Origin of the sequence: Providencia sp. PROV236, from assembly GCF_033676985.1 — a bacterium.
In the GTDB taxonomy this organism is placed as follows: Bacteria; Pseudomonadota; Gammaproteobacteria; order Enterobacterales; family Enterobacteriaceae; genus Providencia; species Providencia manganoxydans.
Genome location: NZ_CP096297.1, coordinates 73,117 through 89,235, shown reverse-complemented (window position 1 = coordinate 89,235; position 16,119 = coordinate 73,117). Strand labels below are relative to the sequence as shown.

Below are 16,119 nucleotides of genomic sequence, written 5' to 3'. Positions count from 1 at the left end.
GCGACTTGAAGTATGACGAGTATAGGCCGCTTATCAAAAACCTAAGCGACCTAGCGACACATTCTATAAACTAACGGTGAGAACTTAATTACTCATTATTGATCAATAACCTTTTACACCTTGGTAGAAACATTAAATATCATATTATGATTTACAATAACTAATTACCCTCTTTCTGAGTAGTCACAATTTTGATAAACACAATTCTAAAAATAGAATAATTAGCGATGCATTCATTGTTCCGAAAATGAAACAATGAAGCCTATTTTTGCTACTACTGCTTCCCTAAACACTGCTCTATGATCTGCTCATCAAAACAGATTTTAGGAGCACAACCATGAAAAAAATCATTGGTATCTATAATGCACCACTAGGCCACTGGGTTGGTGATGGCTTTCCTGTCCGTTCATTGTTTAGTTATAGCAATCACGGAAAATATCTGAACCCATTTTTATTACTCGACCGCGCTGGCCCGACTGATTTCCCACCGTCAAATACAGGAAATAGAGGGGTAGGAGAACATCCACACCGTGGTTTTGAAACAGTCACTATTGTTTATAGTGGTGAAGTTGCTCACCATGATTCAACTGGTGAAGGTGGGGTCATCGGACCGGGTGATGTCCAGTGGATGACTGCGGCATCGGGTATTTTGCATCAGGAATACCACTCAGATAATTTTATGAAAACGGGCGGTACACTAGATATGGTGCAATTGTGGGTCAACCTACCTGCAAAAGACAAATCGGCCGCTCCAGGGTATCAATTGCTAGAAAGTCACCAAATACCCAATATTGCTTTGCCAAATGAAGCGGGAACATTACGAGTTATCGCAGGTGACTATCTTGGCAATGCGGGCTCAGCTCGTACATTTACCCCTATTGATGTGTGGGATCTACAACTCAATAAAGGTAAAAACGTTGGTATTCAAACCAAAGCAGGTCGTTATATAGGCTTAGTGATCTTACGCGGATCAGTAATTGTCGATGGTCGAGCGAATATAAACGAAAGTGAATTAATCATTCTAGATGATAGCGACACCAATATCATCCTAGAAGCCACTGAAGATGCATTGGTGCTGTTCTTAAGTGGTGATCCGATCAATGAACCTGTTGTCGGTTACGGACCTTTTGTCATGAATAGTGAGCAAGATATCAAAGACGCTATTGATGATTTTAATAACGGAAAATTTGGTCGTATTACACAAGATCATTAAACATAATCGTTCCCTGATAATACATTTATCGGGGAACTGATTTTTTTGCTGCCGCAGGTATATTTTCAGCTAAATACATCAATAACAATTTCACGGCAGGTAACATCCCCTTCCTTGAAGGATATACCGCATGAATGATACCTTCAGGAAAATGCCACTCAGGTAGCACTTCGATCAGTTCACCCGTTTTTAATTCCTTTTCAACCACTTCAAGTGGTAACCGCGCAATACCAAGACCACTCAATGTCGCCTTATGTAGCGTCAAGATATCTGTTGTCGCTAATCTAGGGGTGAAATGCTGTGTGAAACTCGATTCATCGTTATGTTTCAAGGTCAAGGTATAACGCTGTGAATGCTCAGAATTGGCCAACATAGGGTAATCCACCAGCTGTTCTGGTGTTTGTAATGGAGGGCTTTCTTTAAACAACAATGGGCTAGCAACCAATAAGCGTTGTGAATAACCTAACACCTTCATCATTAGCCCAGAATCATCTAATGGCCGTGGGCGAACTCGAAGCGCTAAATCTAACCCCTCACTGATGACATCCACAGGACGATTAACCGCTAAAATCTGAATATTGATTTCAGGACACTTAACCATAAAATCGATGAGCAGATCTTGCATATACACCTGTAATAACGCGATAGGACAAGATAGTTTAATGGTTCCTTTAGGTTGAGTTTGTACAGAACAAATCAACTCTTCAGCTAACTCCGCTTCCTCAACCACGTTTTTACATTGCTGATAAAAGGTTTGACCGATTTCAGTCACATGAAATTGGCGAGTTGAGCGGTAAATTAAAGAAACATTGAGTTTTTGCTCAAGATCAGCAATGCGACGGCTCAGCTTAGATTTCGGGATCCCCAAAGCAAGACCCGCTTGTGAAAACCCGCCATGTTCAACAACTTTAACGTAATAGTAGAGGTCATTTAAATCATATCGCATTACTTACCTCTTTATATCAACCCCGTTTGCCAAACAGCCGATGGCTGAACTCTTCAATTCGCCGATGTTCTAATCTGTTCTGCATAGTTAGGCTCCAGCTAGCAGACAGCCCTGCTGTTGCTAATAGGCGATGATATAACTCTTCATCAAATGGTGCATGAAAAGCGATCATAATGGCTTCTTGTACTGACACATCACTATTGCGACTTAAAAGCTTTATGGGTGTTGTAGCGCTCACAGAACCCGTTTTTACCACACGATATAGCCAACCACAGCGCCCATTTTCTTGCATCATCTGTGCGAAATTTTCAATACCTGTGAGACCATTAAGCTTATAGCAAGGGGAACGAGGCTGGGTAACTTGAATACGTGCATCGCCCCATGCATAAATATCACCAATGAAAACATTTTGTTCGGTCATACCTTGTGTGGAAATGTTCTCACCAAAAGCAGGAGGAACAAATAGCGCTTCAAGTTCAGGGTAAGCATTTACCCAAAATTGATAATGCTCTGCTGGGTAATGACATAATGCGCGATCTGGACCACCATGAAAACGTTTTTCAGCTTGTTCATCACCCTCAAGCCCTAACTGCCCTAATGATAACAACCCATCAACTTGACGCTTATGAATCGCACTATTTCCACACGCACGTGTAGATTGAACTTGGCCGATATAGACTTGTGGATGAATTAACATTGATATCACACCTTAATAATGGCTTTAAATTCAGTAAATTAATATTTATGACTGGAGATTATCATAAACCTAATTGGTGCTCTAACGTAAAAAACTTCAGTAGCTCATAAGCCACTCGATAGTAAACCAAATAGATAACCACCAACCAAGTCAATGAAAACCATGAAAATTTAAACCACTCTAAAATAATCCAAGGGCTCGCAAATATTCTATACAGCGCCATACCGGGCATGCGCAATAAAGGTTTATTTCTCGGCCACGCATACCATGCTAAGCCAATAAAGATAAAAAAGACCATTGCTCTAGCACCTTGCGCAGGTCCCACATCTAACGCAACAAAGAAAGTCGATAACGATAAAAACAGGCCAATAATTAAATTCAGCACCACTAACAGGGTCACAAAGAATTCAATTATCAAAAACCATTTAAATAGTTTTGGTTTTGAATGTAGCCAAAACATTATTATGTCGCTAATAAATAAATAAAAAACAATGATAACGGCAGCAATAATTGCAACCGTGGGGCTAACCTCTGGTCGGGCAGCCACCATATTCAGCAGTAACCCCCAAAATACACACAAAAAAATACCACGCCAATTAAACGCTATCCTAGGTTGCTGTACAAAGGACTGCACCGCTGGATTGAATTTATCTTTCAGTTCTGGATATTCATAGGTTAATTGTTCAACTTGCTGTGATATTTGAGGAATGAGTCCAGGGATCAAGCGAACTTTGAAAGAGACTTTTTCTTGCTCACTTACCAATAAACGCATTGATGCAGCAACCAGATAATCGCCTTGTGCCGCTTCGATTTGACATTGTTTCCAAGCACGAGCGACCTCAGTTTGGCGTAGTTGCTCATTAATTGCATTTTGTACATAGAACGGAATGGTGTGTGTTGAGCTATATTCATTCAGCCGCCAGCCCAAAAATGTTGAAACATGTTCGACAATGGCTTCAGTAAGGCCTTCTTGCTGTGATAATACCCACGAAAACTCTTCATGAAACTGCTGATGAATGAGTAAGCTGCCCCGTTCGGCTACCTCAGCCCATAGTAAGGCAAGTTCGTTCATGCCAAACTTTTCATCTTTAATTAACAGGCCAGCAATACGCTCAAGTTGCTCCGAGTTATAAGGGATCTCAACAACGGGTAATGCATCTATTTCAACAGGAGTCTCAAGCACATTGATATTAGAAAGAGGGTAGGTCATCGTCAGTTCAGATTGATAAGGTGAATCTGAAACCTCTTCTTCCACTGTTGATGAATCAATGGAAATTAAAGATTGGTCATCATCGTCCTCACTGTCATGAAAATCAGCGTACAGCGCATATTGTTTTGCTTCTTCAAAAGCTTCACGTAGTTGCTGATATTCCTCAGGGTGACTATCAGGGCGATATTTTTTTACTTGCCGTGCGTAGGCACGACGAATTTCCTTTTCATCCACCGTTGGGGCGATGTCTAGTATTTCCCACATACTCATTAATGTGAGTCTCCCTCATAACGACCTAAAAATTGCTCGACCTGTTCGCGAATTGCAGCGATACGGCGCTGATCTTGGCTATCTAAAGCTCTTTCAAACTCCGTTGTCACTTGGTCTATCCAATAACGATCTTCACCCAGTAAAAACTCATATAAACGAGCACAACGTGCTAATAACACTCTGTTTTCTTGCCTATCTCTTGGGTGTTGTTTTAGATCTGCTATTTTCAGTAAACTTTGTGCAATTTGCTCTTCGCTCATCTGCCCCGGTACTTTTTCTATTACCAGACGAAACACTTCAGGGTTGCCTTGATAACGACATTCAATTTCTAACAATCCATCAACGGTATAAGTGAATCGGACATCAATATCTACCTCTCCCGCAGGTTTTGCAGGAATATCAATATCCATTTCACCAAGAAACACGTTGTCTTGTACACGACGAGCTTCCCCTTGATAAATCTTTAATAGAATATGTGTTTGATTATCTTCAACTGTGCTAACCGTTTGCATCTTACTAACAGGTAAAAAAGTATTTCGCTCGATCAGCGGTAAAAAATAACCTGACTCATAATGCACTGCATTTTTTTTAGAGGTTTCGATTCCCAACGAAAAAGGCATCACATCCGTTAAAATAACATCATCAAGCGCAGCATCAGCCATGACCATTCCTGCTTGCACACCCGCACCCAATGCAACGGCTTCATCTGGATTCAGGTCATGCCGCGGGAAACGACCAAAAAGGCGAGCGACCGTTTGGCGAATTAAAGGCATGCGTGTAGCACCACCCACTAATAAGATGTCATCAAGGTCATTGAGAGTGAATCGAGAATCATGCAATGCTTGCACAATTGGCTGCTGCAATCGGGTTAATAAAGGTTGGCAGCAAGTACTGAACTCTTGCTCATTCATCGTCCATTGCCACTCTTTATCCTGCCAAGACCAAGCCACCGTTGCTTCATTCCCTTGGCTTAAAGCGATTTTTAATAATTCTGCTTTTTCCAGCAGCGGTGCCCTAACTTCAGCTTGAGAGGCTTTTAATTGAGGCTGTTGATTCAACATCCATTGATAGATAGCTTCACTGAAATCATCTCCGCCTAAACGCACATCACCGCTACTCGCACAAACCTCAATGACCCCTTCAAACATATCGATAATAGAAACATCAAAAGTTCCCCCACCAAGATCAAACGTCAAATATTTGTGCTCTTTATTTTCCAATAAACCAAAAGCCAGCGATGCTGCTGTTGGCTCATTAAGCAATCTCAATACGTTCAACCCAGCAAGCTGCCCCGCTGTTTTCACTGCTCGGCGTTGTACATCATTAAAATAGGCAGGAACGGTGATCACTGCATCTTTTACGGAATAACCTAGCCAAGCTTCTACATCATCTTTTAATTGCCTCAAAAGTAAGGCTGAAAGCTCCTCTGCGCGAAAAGTAAGATGGCCTAATGGTAAGGTCGCATTGGTTCCCATAAAGCGCTTAAAACTGGCTTGAGTCAATTGTGGATGGCTTTGCAGACGTGCACGAGCTGAATGACCCACTAAAATCTGCTCGTCATCATCAAGGCCAATCACAGAAGGTGTCAGCACATCTCCTTGTTTATTTGGAATTAAAACAGAGCGTCCTTCAATCCACAAACTCACCGCGCTATTACTGGTACCAAGATCGATCCCCATCACCATACTAGATGCCATTTTATCTTCCTTATTTCCCTTATTGCCGACAATTTCAACTTCAGAGCAAATGAAGCCCGTGCATACATTTATAGATTAACAATATTAATAAACTTGATTATAAATAAAACAAAAAAGTTTGGAACGAGACAAAACTGAGATTGATTCAGGAAAGGAAAGCGATAGAGGCAATAGATAGGCAGCAAGTGAAGAGAGGCGGAGAACATTAGATAAACACTGTAACTTAGTGGCTACGATACCAACCTACAATTTGAAATATAAATAAAAAAGGCGCAGCCAATAAAGACCACGCCCACGAGTTTTTGTTAATTTAATAACTTACTTGGTTTTATCTGCAAAACGTTTCGCAGCTTCGTCCCAGTTTACTACTGACCAGAACGCTTTAATGTAATCAGGGCGACGGTTTTGATATTTCAAGTAATAAGCGTGTTCCCATACATCTAGGCCAATGATTGGATAGCCTGATGCACCAGAAATAGCTTCACCCATCAGAGGGCTATCTTGGTTAGCAGTTGAAACAACAGCAAGTTTACCGTCATCTTTCAGAACCAGCCAAGCCCAGCCAGAACCGAAACGAGAAGCAGCCGCTTTTTCAAACAGGTCTTTAAACGCATCAACGCTACCGAAGTCACGCTCAATCGCTGCTTTTAGAGATCCATTCAACTCTGTACCTAGCTTCAAACCTTTCCAGAAAAAGCTGTGGTTTGAGTGGCCGCCAGCATTGTTACGCACAAAAGTACGTTGGTCAGCAGGGATTTTATCTAGCTGCTGAATAAGCACATCGATGTCTAGATTTGCTAATTCAGGTAATTTTTCTAATGCAGTATTCGTATTGTTTACATAAGTTTGATGATGCTTGGTGTGATGAATTTCCATGGTTTGCTTATCAAAATGAGGTTCCAGCGCATCATAAGCATAAGGTAAAGCAGGTAATGTATAGCTCATTGTATTGTCTCCAGTGACTTATTAATTTACACCGTTTACTCAAAAGGTACGGCACATCGGGTATATATGCTCTAAATAATTCGAGGTGCAGATAGTCGAGAAGTATAGATAAACACGGTGACTCAGCGAGCGTAGCCTAGTCACTTATACCCCAACGAAAACCCTGCAACTTGAAGTATCACGAGCATACTTCACACCTTGTGAAAATAACTTTTATTATAGTGATTTTACTGTTAATGAAAATCATTATCAAACCCATGGTGTTTATGTGGTCTTTCTCATTAACTAGCATTGGCTATTTATTTAGCAACTAATACCAACATTAGCACCCTTTGATTTTCTTTAATATTACCTTTAATAACATAATTAGATAATTATTCCATTTAGACATTTCGCATCAAATGATAATCCTGTTAAATCCATTACAATTAATACGTGATCTTCCGCGCAAAAGAAAAACAAATTTATATTTCCTGCTTTAGTTAACCATTTTTTGACATAGTATTAACATCTGCAAGGAGATAAAAATATGACTCAAATAACTAAGCATCCCGTTCCTGCTGAAATTGCAGAAAATGCCCTGATAAACGAGCAACAGTACAACACAGAGTATCAACTCTCTATTCAAAACCCTGAGCAATTCTGGGGTGAGAAAGGGAAAATAGTTGATTGGATCAAACCCTATACTCGAGTAAAAAACACCTCCTTCGACCCAGGCCATATCAGTATTCGCTGGTTTGAAGACGGAACTCTTAACTTAAGCGCTAACTGTTTAGATCGCCATCTGGCAGAAAAAGGTGATCAAACCGCCATCATTTGGGAGGGCGATGACCCTTCTCAATCTAAACATGTCACTTATCGTGAGCTACATCATGATGTTAGCCAATTCGCCAATGTGCTGAAACAGCAAGGTATTCGTAAAGGCGATGTGGTTGCCATTTATATGCCTATGGTCGTTGAATCCGCAGTTGCCATGTTAGCTTGCGCACGCATTGGTGCCATTCATACCGTGATCTTTGCTGGCTTTTCACCCGAAGCAGTATCTGGACGTGTTATCGACTGTAAAGCTAAGCTAATTATTACTTCCGATGAAGGTTTACGTGCTGGCCGTGCTATTCCACTGAAGAAAAATGTTGATGATGCATTAACCAATTCTAATGTTACTACCGTCAAAAACGTCATTGTTTACCGTCGTACAGGGAATGTACCGAGTTGGGTAGAAGGCCGTGACCTATGGTGGCATGATTTGGTTCAAGGGGTTAGCGCAGACTGTCCTCCTGAAGAAATGAATGCAGAGGATCCATTATTTATTCTCTATACTTCAGGCTCAACAGGTAAGCCAAAAGGTGTATTGCATACCACTGGCGGTTATTTGGTCTACGCCACGCTGACTTTCAAATATACTTTTGATTATCATCCAGGCGAAGTCTACTGGTGTACCGCTGATGTCGGTTGGGTAACAGGCCATAGCTATCTACTCTATGGTCCATTATCGAATGGCGCTCAAACATTAATGTTTGAGGGGGTACCTAACTACCCAGCTGTTAATCGTATGAGCCAAGTGGTTGATAAGCATAAAGTTCACATTCTTTATACCGCTCCAACTGCCATCCGTGCATTAATGGCTGAAGGCGATAAAGCAATCGAAGGTACCGACCGTAGTTCACTGAGGATCCTCGGTTCTGTTGGTGAACCAATAAACCCTGAAGCTTGGGAATGGTTCTATAAGAAGATCGGGAACAGCCGTTGCCCTGTTGTTGATACATGGTGGCAAACAGAAACGGGTGGCTTTATGATCACGCCACTTCCTGGTGCTACGATGCTGAAACCAGGTTCTGCAACATTACCGTTCTTTGGCGTTCGTCCTGCTTTGGTTGATAACCTTGGTGAGCCTCTAGAAGGTGCTACCGAAGGTAACCTTGTGATTGTTGATTCATGGCCAGGTCAAGCGCGCACCTTATATGGTGATCATGAGCGTTTTGAACAAACCTATTTTTCAACCTTCAAAGGGATGTATTTTAGTGGTGATGGTGCCCGTCGCGATGAAGACGGCTATTATTGGATCACTGGGCGTGTCGATGATGTATTAAATATTTCAGGTCACCGTCTAGGAACGGCTGAAATAGAATCAGCTTTAGTTGCCCATCCAAAAATAGCAGAAGCAGCCGTTGTGGGTATTCCACACAGCATTAAAGGGCAAGCGATTTATGCTTATGTCACTTTAATCTCAGGGGAAGAACCATCACCTGAGTTGTATACCGATGTCCGCAATTGGGTACGTAAAGAAATCGGCCCAATCGCAACCCCAGATGTTCTACATTGGACGGATTCTCTTCCGAAAACCCGCTCTGGTAAGATCATGCGCCGTATCCTACGAAAAATTGCATCAGGTGATACTAGTAACTTAGGAGATACCTCTACGCTAGCAGATCCAGGTGTTGTCGAAAAACTACTCGAAGAAAAACAATCAATGAGTATGTCATAACGCCAAAAGGCCGTCTCTATTGAGCGGCCTTACATAAAGTATAACGTATAACAGAGGAGAACTCTGATGAATGCTACTGCTTATCAACAGGTAGAGAATAACCCTCGCTTTAAAGAATTGGTAAGGAAACGTGGTCGATTTTCATGGTTGTTGTCAGCTATCACATTAATACTGTATGTCGGTTTTATTTTTCTTATTGCCTTTGCTCCTAGCTGGCTAGGAACACCAATCTCTGAAGGTTCTTATATCACCCGTGGCATTCCTGTCGGTGTGGGGCTCATTGTTATCTCCTTTGTATTAACGGGTATCTATGTTATTCGTGCAAATGGTGAATATGATCGCTTAACCGCTGAAATACTAAAAGAGGTGCAAAAATGATAAAAATCTTACCCCTTATCCTACTTTTTGCCTCTTCAGCAGCATTCTCTGATGCACTGACGGGCGATGTTGAGCGACAACCGGTCAATATTCAAGCCATTATTATGTTCTTGTTATTCGTCGGATTTACACTTTATATTACTTACTGGGCTTCAAAAAGAACTCGCTCCCGTTCAGATTACTATACTGCTGGCGGTAAAATTACCGGTTTTCAAAATGGAATGGCAATTGCCGGCGATTTTATGTCTGCTGCATCATTCTTAGGTATTTCAGCTCTAGTTTATACATCAGGCTATGATGGGCTGATTTACTCCATCGGCTTTCTAATCGGCTGGCCAATTATTCTATTTCTTATTGCAGAACGTCTGCGTAACCTCGGTCGCTATACATTCGCTGATGTAGCCTCATATCGATTAAAACAGAGACCAATAAGGATCTTATCCGCTGTAGGTTCACTGGTTGTTGTCGCCCTCTATCTAATAGCGCAAATGGTTGGTGCAGGTAAACTGATCGAATTGCTTTTCGGCTTGAATTACCATATCGCTGTCGTGATCGTTGGGATCCTCATGGTGTTGTACGTCCTATTTGGTGGGATGTTAGCGACAACATGGGTACAGATAATCAAAGCAATCCTCTTATTAGCCGGTGCAACATTTATGGCTGTCATGGTCATGAAACATGTTGGCTTTAATTTCAATACACTATTTAAAGAAGCGGTAGAAGTTCATAAAAACGGCATCGCGATTATGAGTCCCGGAGGCTTAGTTTCTGATCCGATATCTGCGCTTTCACTTGGCTTAGCATTGATGTTTGGTACCGCAGGGCTACCTCATATTATCATGCGCTTTTTCACCGTTAGTGATGCGAAAGAAGCACGTAAAAGCGTATTCTATGCAACAGGTTTCATTGGCTACTTCTATATTCTCACTTTCATTATCGGTTTCGGTGCGATAGTTCTTGTTAGTGCAAACCCAGACTTTAAAGATGCAGCTGGTAAGCTTATTGGTGGAACCAATATGGCGGCAGTACACCTTGCAGATGCAGTCGGTGGAAATTTCTTCCTTGGATTTATCTCTGCGGTTGCATTTGCCACTATACTCGCCGTTGTGGCTGGTTTAACATTAGCCGGTGCCTCGGCTGTATCCCATGATCTTTATGCAATGGCGATTAAAGATGGTAAAGCTAACGAAAAAGAAGAATTACGCGTATCTAAAATAACCGTCGTTATATTAGGATTCGTTGCCATCGGATTAGGGATCTTATTTGAAAACCAAAATATCGCCTTCATGGTTGGCTTAGCCTTCTCTATCGCGGCAAGCTGTAACTTCCCTATCATACTGTTATCCATGTATTGGAAAAAACTGACCACTCGTGGCGCCTTAGCCGGCGGATGGCTAGGCTTAATTACTGCGGTTGTGCTTATGATTTTAGGTCCAACCATTTGGGTCAGCATCTTACATCATGAAAAACCGATTTATCCTTATGAGTATCCGGCATTCTTTTCAATGATTGTCGCCTTTGTAGCTTCGTGGCTATTCTCTGTAACGGATAACTCAGAGCGCGGCAAAATGGAAAGAGAGCGTTTTAGAGAACAGTTTGTTCGCTCTCAAATTGGTTTGGGAATTGAACAAGGCAAAACACATTAACCTTTACTACCTCTAGAAAGAAACATAAGCAAAGCGGCTTTTAATTGAGCCGCTTTTTTAATCCTATAAAACTGAGTTATTTTGCATAGGTCAGTTTTTCGGTGCTTATCCACTCATTTATCAACTCAAAAAAATGAGTAGGTTCATTTCTTGTTTCTACTTTAAAACGCTCAAATTCAGCTTTATTATTAGGTACATACATTGATAACAATGAATTTAATAATGTTTCTTTATCCGCAAATTTTTGGCTAATCTTAAACACCTTATAAAGAATAACGGTTAATATAAGGCTAACCACCGCGATACTAGCCATAGCAGCAAAACTGTAATCTATTTGTAGAAACTGGCGTACTTCATTAAGCAATAAAAAGGGCGTAAAAAACATCACTAATAGAGATAATATTATTGCCCCATCTTGGCCATTATTGAATTCAAGCTCCTTTTGCTTACTAACAGCAACAATATCCCTAAATATTTGGCTATTAACAGATTTTATATTTTTCATCTTATTCACCTTGATAAATAAGTGCATTACCGTGTGCAAAACATTCATAACATCTGATTAAGTTACTTATTACTAGTATATATTTAACTTTTTGCAACATCAATTTAACATTTATTATCTATTTTAATGAGAAAGTATCTTAAGAAAAGCAAGTAAATAGAAAACATAAAACAACAAAATCAGTGATCATAAAATCATTTTTTATAGCTTATATATTGATATCAATAGCCAAATTATAAAAGCTGTCTAACTAAAAAAGACACCATTTAACATTTAAACAAATTAATTTATGAAAAACTAATTGTTAAAGTTATAAAGCTTACTTATCGATATCATATTTATGAAAAATATTATTTCTTTCCAAACGCAAAAAAGCCACCCAATGGGTGGCTTCTTCACTAATTTAATGTCTGGCAGTTCCCTACTCTCACATGGGGAGACCCCACACTACCATCGGCGCTACGGCGTTTCACTGCTGAGTTCGGCATGGGGTCAGGTGGGACCACCGCGCTATTGCCGCCAGACAAATTCTGTTTCGTTCCCGTTTACAGCTATTTCACCACAAACCAAAACGTCAATCTCAAACAAGCTGCGTGTCCCTCACCTTTCGGCTTCTCACTACTCAAAAACAACTCAATCTCTCTAAAACACCTTCGGTGTTGTCAGGTTAAGCCTCACGGTTCATTAGTACTGGTTAGCTCAACGTATCGCTACGCTTACACACCCAGCCTATCAACGTCTTAGTCTTAAACGTTCCTTTAGGCCCCTTAAAGAGTCAGGGAAGACTCATCTCAAGGCAAGTTTCCCGCTTAGATGCTTTCAGCGGTTATCTCTTCCGCACTTAGCTACCGGGCAATGCCATTGGCATGACAACCCGAACACCAGTGGTGCGTCCACTCCGGTCCTCTCGTACTAGGAGCAGCCCCTTTCAATCTTCCAACGCCCACGGCAGATAGGGACCGAACTGTCTCACGACGTTCTAAACCCAGCTCGCGTACCACTTTAAATGGCGAACAGCCATACCCTTGGGACCTACTTCAGCCCCAGGATGTGATGAGCCGACATCGAGGTGCCAAACACCGCCGTCGATATGAACTCTTGGGCGGTATCAGCCTGTTATCCCCGGAGTACCTTTTATCCGTTGAGCGATGGCCCTTCCATTCAGAACCACCGGATCACTAAGACCTACTTTCGTACCTGCTCGAGCCGTCACTCTCGCAGTCAAGCTGGCTTATGCCTTTGCACTAACCGCATGATGTCCGACCATGCTTAGCCAACCTTCGTGCTCCTCCGTTACTCTTTGGGAGGAGACCGCCCCAGTCAAACTACCCACCAGACACTGTCCGCACCCCGGATTACGGGGCAACGTTAGAACATCAAACATTAAAGGGTGGTATTTCAAGGTTGGCTCCATGCAGACTGGCGTCCACACTTCAAAGCCTCCCACCTATCCTACACATCAAGGCTCAATGTTCAGTGTCAAGCTATAGTAAAGGTTCACGGGGTCTTTCCGTCTTGCCGCGGGTACACTGCATCTTCACAGCGAGTTCAATTTCACTGAGTCTCGGGTGGAGACAGCCTGGCCATCATTACGCCATTCGTGCAGGTCGGAACTTACCCGACAAGGAATTTCGCTACCTTAGGACCGTTATAGTTACGGCCGCCGTTTACTGGGGCTTCGATCAAGAGCTTCTCCTTACGGATAACCCCATCAATTAACCTTCCAGCACCGGGCAGGCGTCACACCGTATACGTCCACTTTCGTGTTTGCACAGTGCTGTGTTTTTAATAAACAGTTGCAGCCAGCTGGTATCTGCGACTGGCTTCAGCTCCATGGGTAAACCACTTCACCTAGCGCCAGCGTGCCTTCTCCCGAAGTTACGGCACCATTTTGCCTAGTTCCTTCACCCGAGTTCTCTCAAGCGCCTGAGTATTCTCTACCTGACCACCTGTGTCGGTTTGGGGTACGATTAATGATAATCTAGAGCTTAGAGGCTTTTCCTGGAAGCGGGGCATGAGCTACTTCATCACCGTAGTGACTCGTCATCAGACCTCAGCATGTAGTGAACCGGATTTGCCTAATTCACCTGCCTACATCCTTAAACCGGGACAACCGTCGCCCGGATAGCCTAGCCTTCTCCGTCCCCCCATCGCAATTATCACCAGTACAGGAATATTAACCTGTTTCCCATCGACTACGCATTTCTGCCTCGCCTTAGGGGTCGACTCACCCTGCCCCGATTAACGTTGGACAGGAACCCTTGGTCTTCCGGCGTGCGGGTTTTTCACCCGCATTATCGTTACTTATGTCAGCATTCGCACTTCTGATACCTCCAGCATGCCTCACAGCACACCTTCGCAGGCTTACAGAACGCTCCCCTACCCAACAACATCTAAATGTCGCTGCCGCAGCTTCGGTGCATGGTTTAGCCCCGTTACATCTTCCGCGCAGGCCGACTCGACCAGTGAGCTATTACGCTTTCTTTAAATGATGGCTGCTTCTAAGCCAACATCCTGGCTGTCTGAGCCTTCCCACTTCGTTTCCCACTTAACCATGACTTTGGGACCTTAGCTGGCGGTCTGGGTTGTTTCCCTCTTCACGACGAACGTTAGCACCCGCCGTGTGTCTCCCGTGATAACATTCTTCGGTATTCGTAGTTTGCATCGAGTTGGTAAGTCGGGATGACCCCCTAGTCGAAACAGTGCTCTACCCCCGAAGATGAGTTCACGAGGCGCTACCTAAATAGCTTTCGGGGAGAACCAGCTATCTCCCGGTTTGATTGGCCTTTCACCCCCAGCCACAAGTCATCCGCTAATTTTTCAACATTAGTCGGTTCGGTCCTCCAGTTAGTGTTACCCAACCTTCAACCTGCCCATGGCTAGATCACCGGGTTTCGGGTCTATACCCTGCAACTCATTCGCCCAGTTAAGACTCGGTTTCCCTACGGCTCCCCTATACGGTTAACCTTGCTACAGAATATAAGTCGCTGACCCATTATACAAAAGGTACGCAGTCACACCCGAAGGTGCTCCCACTGCTTGTACGTACACGGTTTCAGGTTCTATTTCACTCCCCTCGCCGGGGTTCTTTTCGCCTTTCCCTCACGGTACTGGTTCACTATCGGTCAATCAGGAGTATTTAGCCTTGGAGGATGGTCCCCCCATATTCAGACAGGATAACACGTGTCCCGCCCTACTCGTCGAGTTCACAACACCAACACCTTCGGATACGGGGCTATCACCCTTTACTGCCGGACTTTCCAGACCGTTCTCCTGATGCTGATGCTGATTAAGACTCTGGGCTGCTCCCCGTTCGCTCGCCGCTACTAGGGGAATCTCGGTTGATTTCTTTTCCTCGGGGTACTGAGATGTTTCAGTTCCCCCGGTTCGCTTCGTTTGACTATGTATTCATCAAACGATAGTGCAACGAATTGCACTGGGTTTCCCCATTCGGAAATCGTCGGGTATAACGGTTCATATCACCTTACCGACGCTTATCGCAGATTAGCACGTCCCTTCATCGCCTCTGATTGCCTAGGCATCCACCGTGTACGCTTAGTCGCTTAACCTCACAACCCGAAGGTGTCTTTTTTGTCAGTCGACATGAAACCCGACGGTTTCTGTCTGTTGACGACATCTTCAAGTTGAGATTTTTGAGAGACTCTCACATTGTTTAAGCGATAAACAATGTGCGTTGTTTTCAATTTTCAGCTTGTTCCAGATTGTTAAAGAGCATAATTATTCGCAATAGACTATTTAATTAACTAATCTATTCTGAATAATTCAAAAGTATTATGGTGGAGCTAAGCGGGATCGAACCGCTGACCTCCTGCGTGCAAGGCAGGCGCTCTCCCAGCTGAGCTATAGCCCCATAACAGGTTTGACAGTATCATCGCCGTCTTTAATCGGTGTGATTAAAAACGAAATCGAATTAAGGCAAGGCGTAGCTTAGCGACGTTTACACTAGGTAAACGAGCTGAGATACAACGTAGCATTCATTCGATTTTGGTAGGCCTGAGTGGACTTGAACCACCGACCTCACCCTTATCAGGGGTGCGCTCTAACCACCTGAGCTACAAGCCTATATGATACCGTTGACTCTATTTCATCAGACAATCTGTGTGAGC

At 43.0% G+C, this 16,119-nt stretch carries 10 protein-coding genes, 2 tRNA genes and 2 rRNA genes; 4 read left to right on the top strand and 10 right to left on the bottom strand.

Going from position 1 to position 16,119, the window contains the following annotated elements; genetic code table 11:
• The first annotated feature begins 337 nt into the window (after positions 1-337).
• A complete protein-coding gene (locus tag M1E96_RS00370) occupies positions 338-1,213 on the top strand; it encodes a pirin family protein (RefSeq protein ID WP_272580635.1) in 876 nt (291 codons plus the stop codon).
• Positions 1,214-1,238: 25 nt separating this feature from the next.
• Here M1E96_RS00370 and M1E96_RS00365 read toward each other — a convergent pair whose 3' ends face one another.
• The 5 genes from M1E96_RS00365 to sodA form a co-directional block, all read right to left on the bottom strand.
• Complete coding sequence (locus M1E96_RS00365) at positions 1,239-2,159, bottom strand: LysR substrate-binding domain-containing protein (protein WP_070927497.1); 921 nt, start codon at positions 2,157-2,159, stop codon at positions 1,239-1,241.
• A gap of 16 nt (positions 2,160-2,175) precedes the next feature.
• Positions 2,176-2,856, bottom strand: coding sequence for a 6-hydroxyaminopurine reductase (yiiM, locus tag M1E96_RS00360; protein ID WP_272580636.1), 681 nt, complete (start codon positions 2,854-2,856; stop codon positions 2,176-2,178).
• Between the two features lie 61 nt (positions 2,857-2,917).
• Positions 2,918-4,336, bottom strand: coding sequence for a DnaJ domain-containing protein (locus M1E96_RS00355; RefSeq protein ID WP_272580637.1), 1,419 nt, complete (start codon positions 4,334-4,336; stop codon positions 2,918-2,920).
• On the bottom strand, positions 4,336-6,033 hold the full coding sequence (locus M1E96_RS00350) for an Hsp70 family protein (protein ID WP_272580638.1): 1,698 nt from the start codon (positions 6,031-6,033) through the stop codon (positions 4,336-4,338). Before M1E96_RS00350 ends, M1E96_RS00355 begins: the two co-directional genes overlap by 1 nt.
• 318 nt (positions 6,034-6,351) lie before the next feature.
• Positions 6,352-6,978 carry a superoxide dismutase [Mn] gene (sodA, locus tag M1E96_RS00345; protein WP_070927488.1) on the bottom strand — a complete coding sequence of 209 codons (627 nt, stop codon included), beginning with the start codon at positions 6,976-6,978 and terminating at the stop codon, positions 6,352-6,354.
• 529 nt (positions 6,979-7,507) lie between these two features.
• Here sodA and acs point away from each other — a divergent pair.
• The 3 genes from acs (at position 7,508) to actP (ending at position 11,487) form a co-directional block, all read left to right on the top strand.
• A complete protein-coding gene (gene acs / locus M1E96_RS00340) occupies positions 7,508-9,463 on the top strand; it encodes an acetate--CoA ligase (protein WP_369427323.1) in 1,956 nt (651 codons plus the stop codon).
• Between the two features lie 66 nt (positions 9,464-9,529).
• Positions 9,530-9,841, top strand: a complete 312-nt coding sequence (locus tag M1E96_RS00335) for a DUF485 domain-containing protein (RefSeq protein WP_070927484.1) — start codon at positions 9,530-9,532, stop codon at positions 9,839-9,841.
• On the top strand, positions 9,838-11,487 hold the full coding sequence (gene actP, locus M1E96_RS00330; RefSeq protein ID WP_070927482.1) for a cation/acetate symporter ActP: 1,650 nt from the start codon (positions 9,838-9,840) through the stop codon (positions 11,485-11,487). The genes M1E96_RS00335 and actP overlap by 4 nt, the downstream gene beginning before the upstream one ends.
• 76 nt (positions 11,488-11,563) lie before the next feature.
• Here the strand turns inward: actP and M1E96_RS00325 are convergent, their stop codons facing one another.
• The 5 genes from M1E96_RS00325 to M1E96_RS00305 form a co-directional block, all read right to left on the bottom strand.
• Entirely contained in the window at positions 11,564-11,992 is a 429-nt protein-coding gene (locus M1E96_RS00325; protein ID WP_272580639.1) for a hypothetical protein, read from the bottom strand.
• 408 nt (positions 11,993-12,400) lie between these two features.
• Positions 12,401-12,516: ribosomal RNA gene (gene rrf / locus M1E96_RS00320) — 5S ribosomal RNA — on the bottom strand.
• Between the two features lie 139 nt (positions 12,517-12,655).
• Positions 12,656-15,561, bottom strand: a 23S ribosomal RNA gene (locus tag M1E96_RS00315).
• 226 nt (positions 15,562-15,787) lie between these two features.
• A tRNA-Ala gene (locus M1E96_RS00310) sits at positions 15,788-15,863 on the bottom strand.
• 135 nt (positions 15,864-15,998) lie between these two features.
• Positions 15,999-16,075 (bottom strand) — tRNA-Ile (locus M1E96_RS00305).
• Between the last annotated feature and the right edge of the window lie 44 nt (positions 16,076-16,119).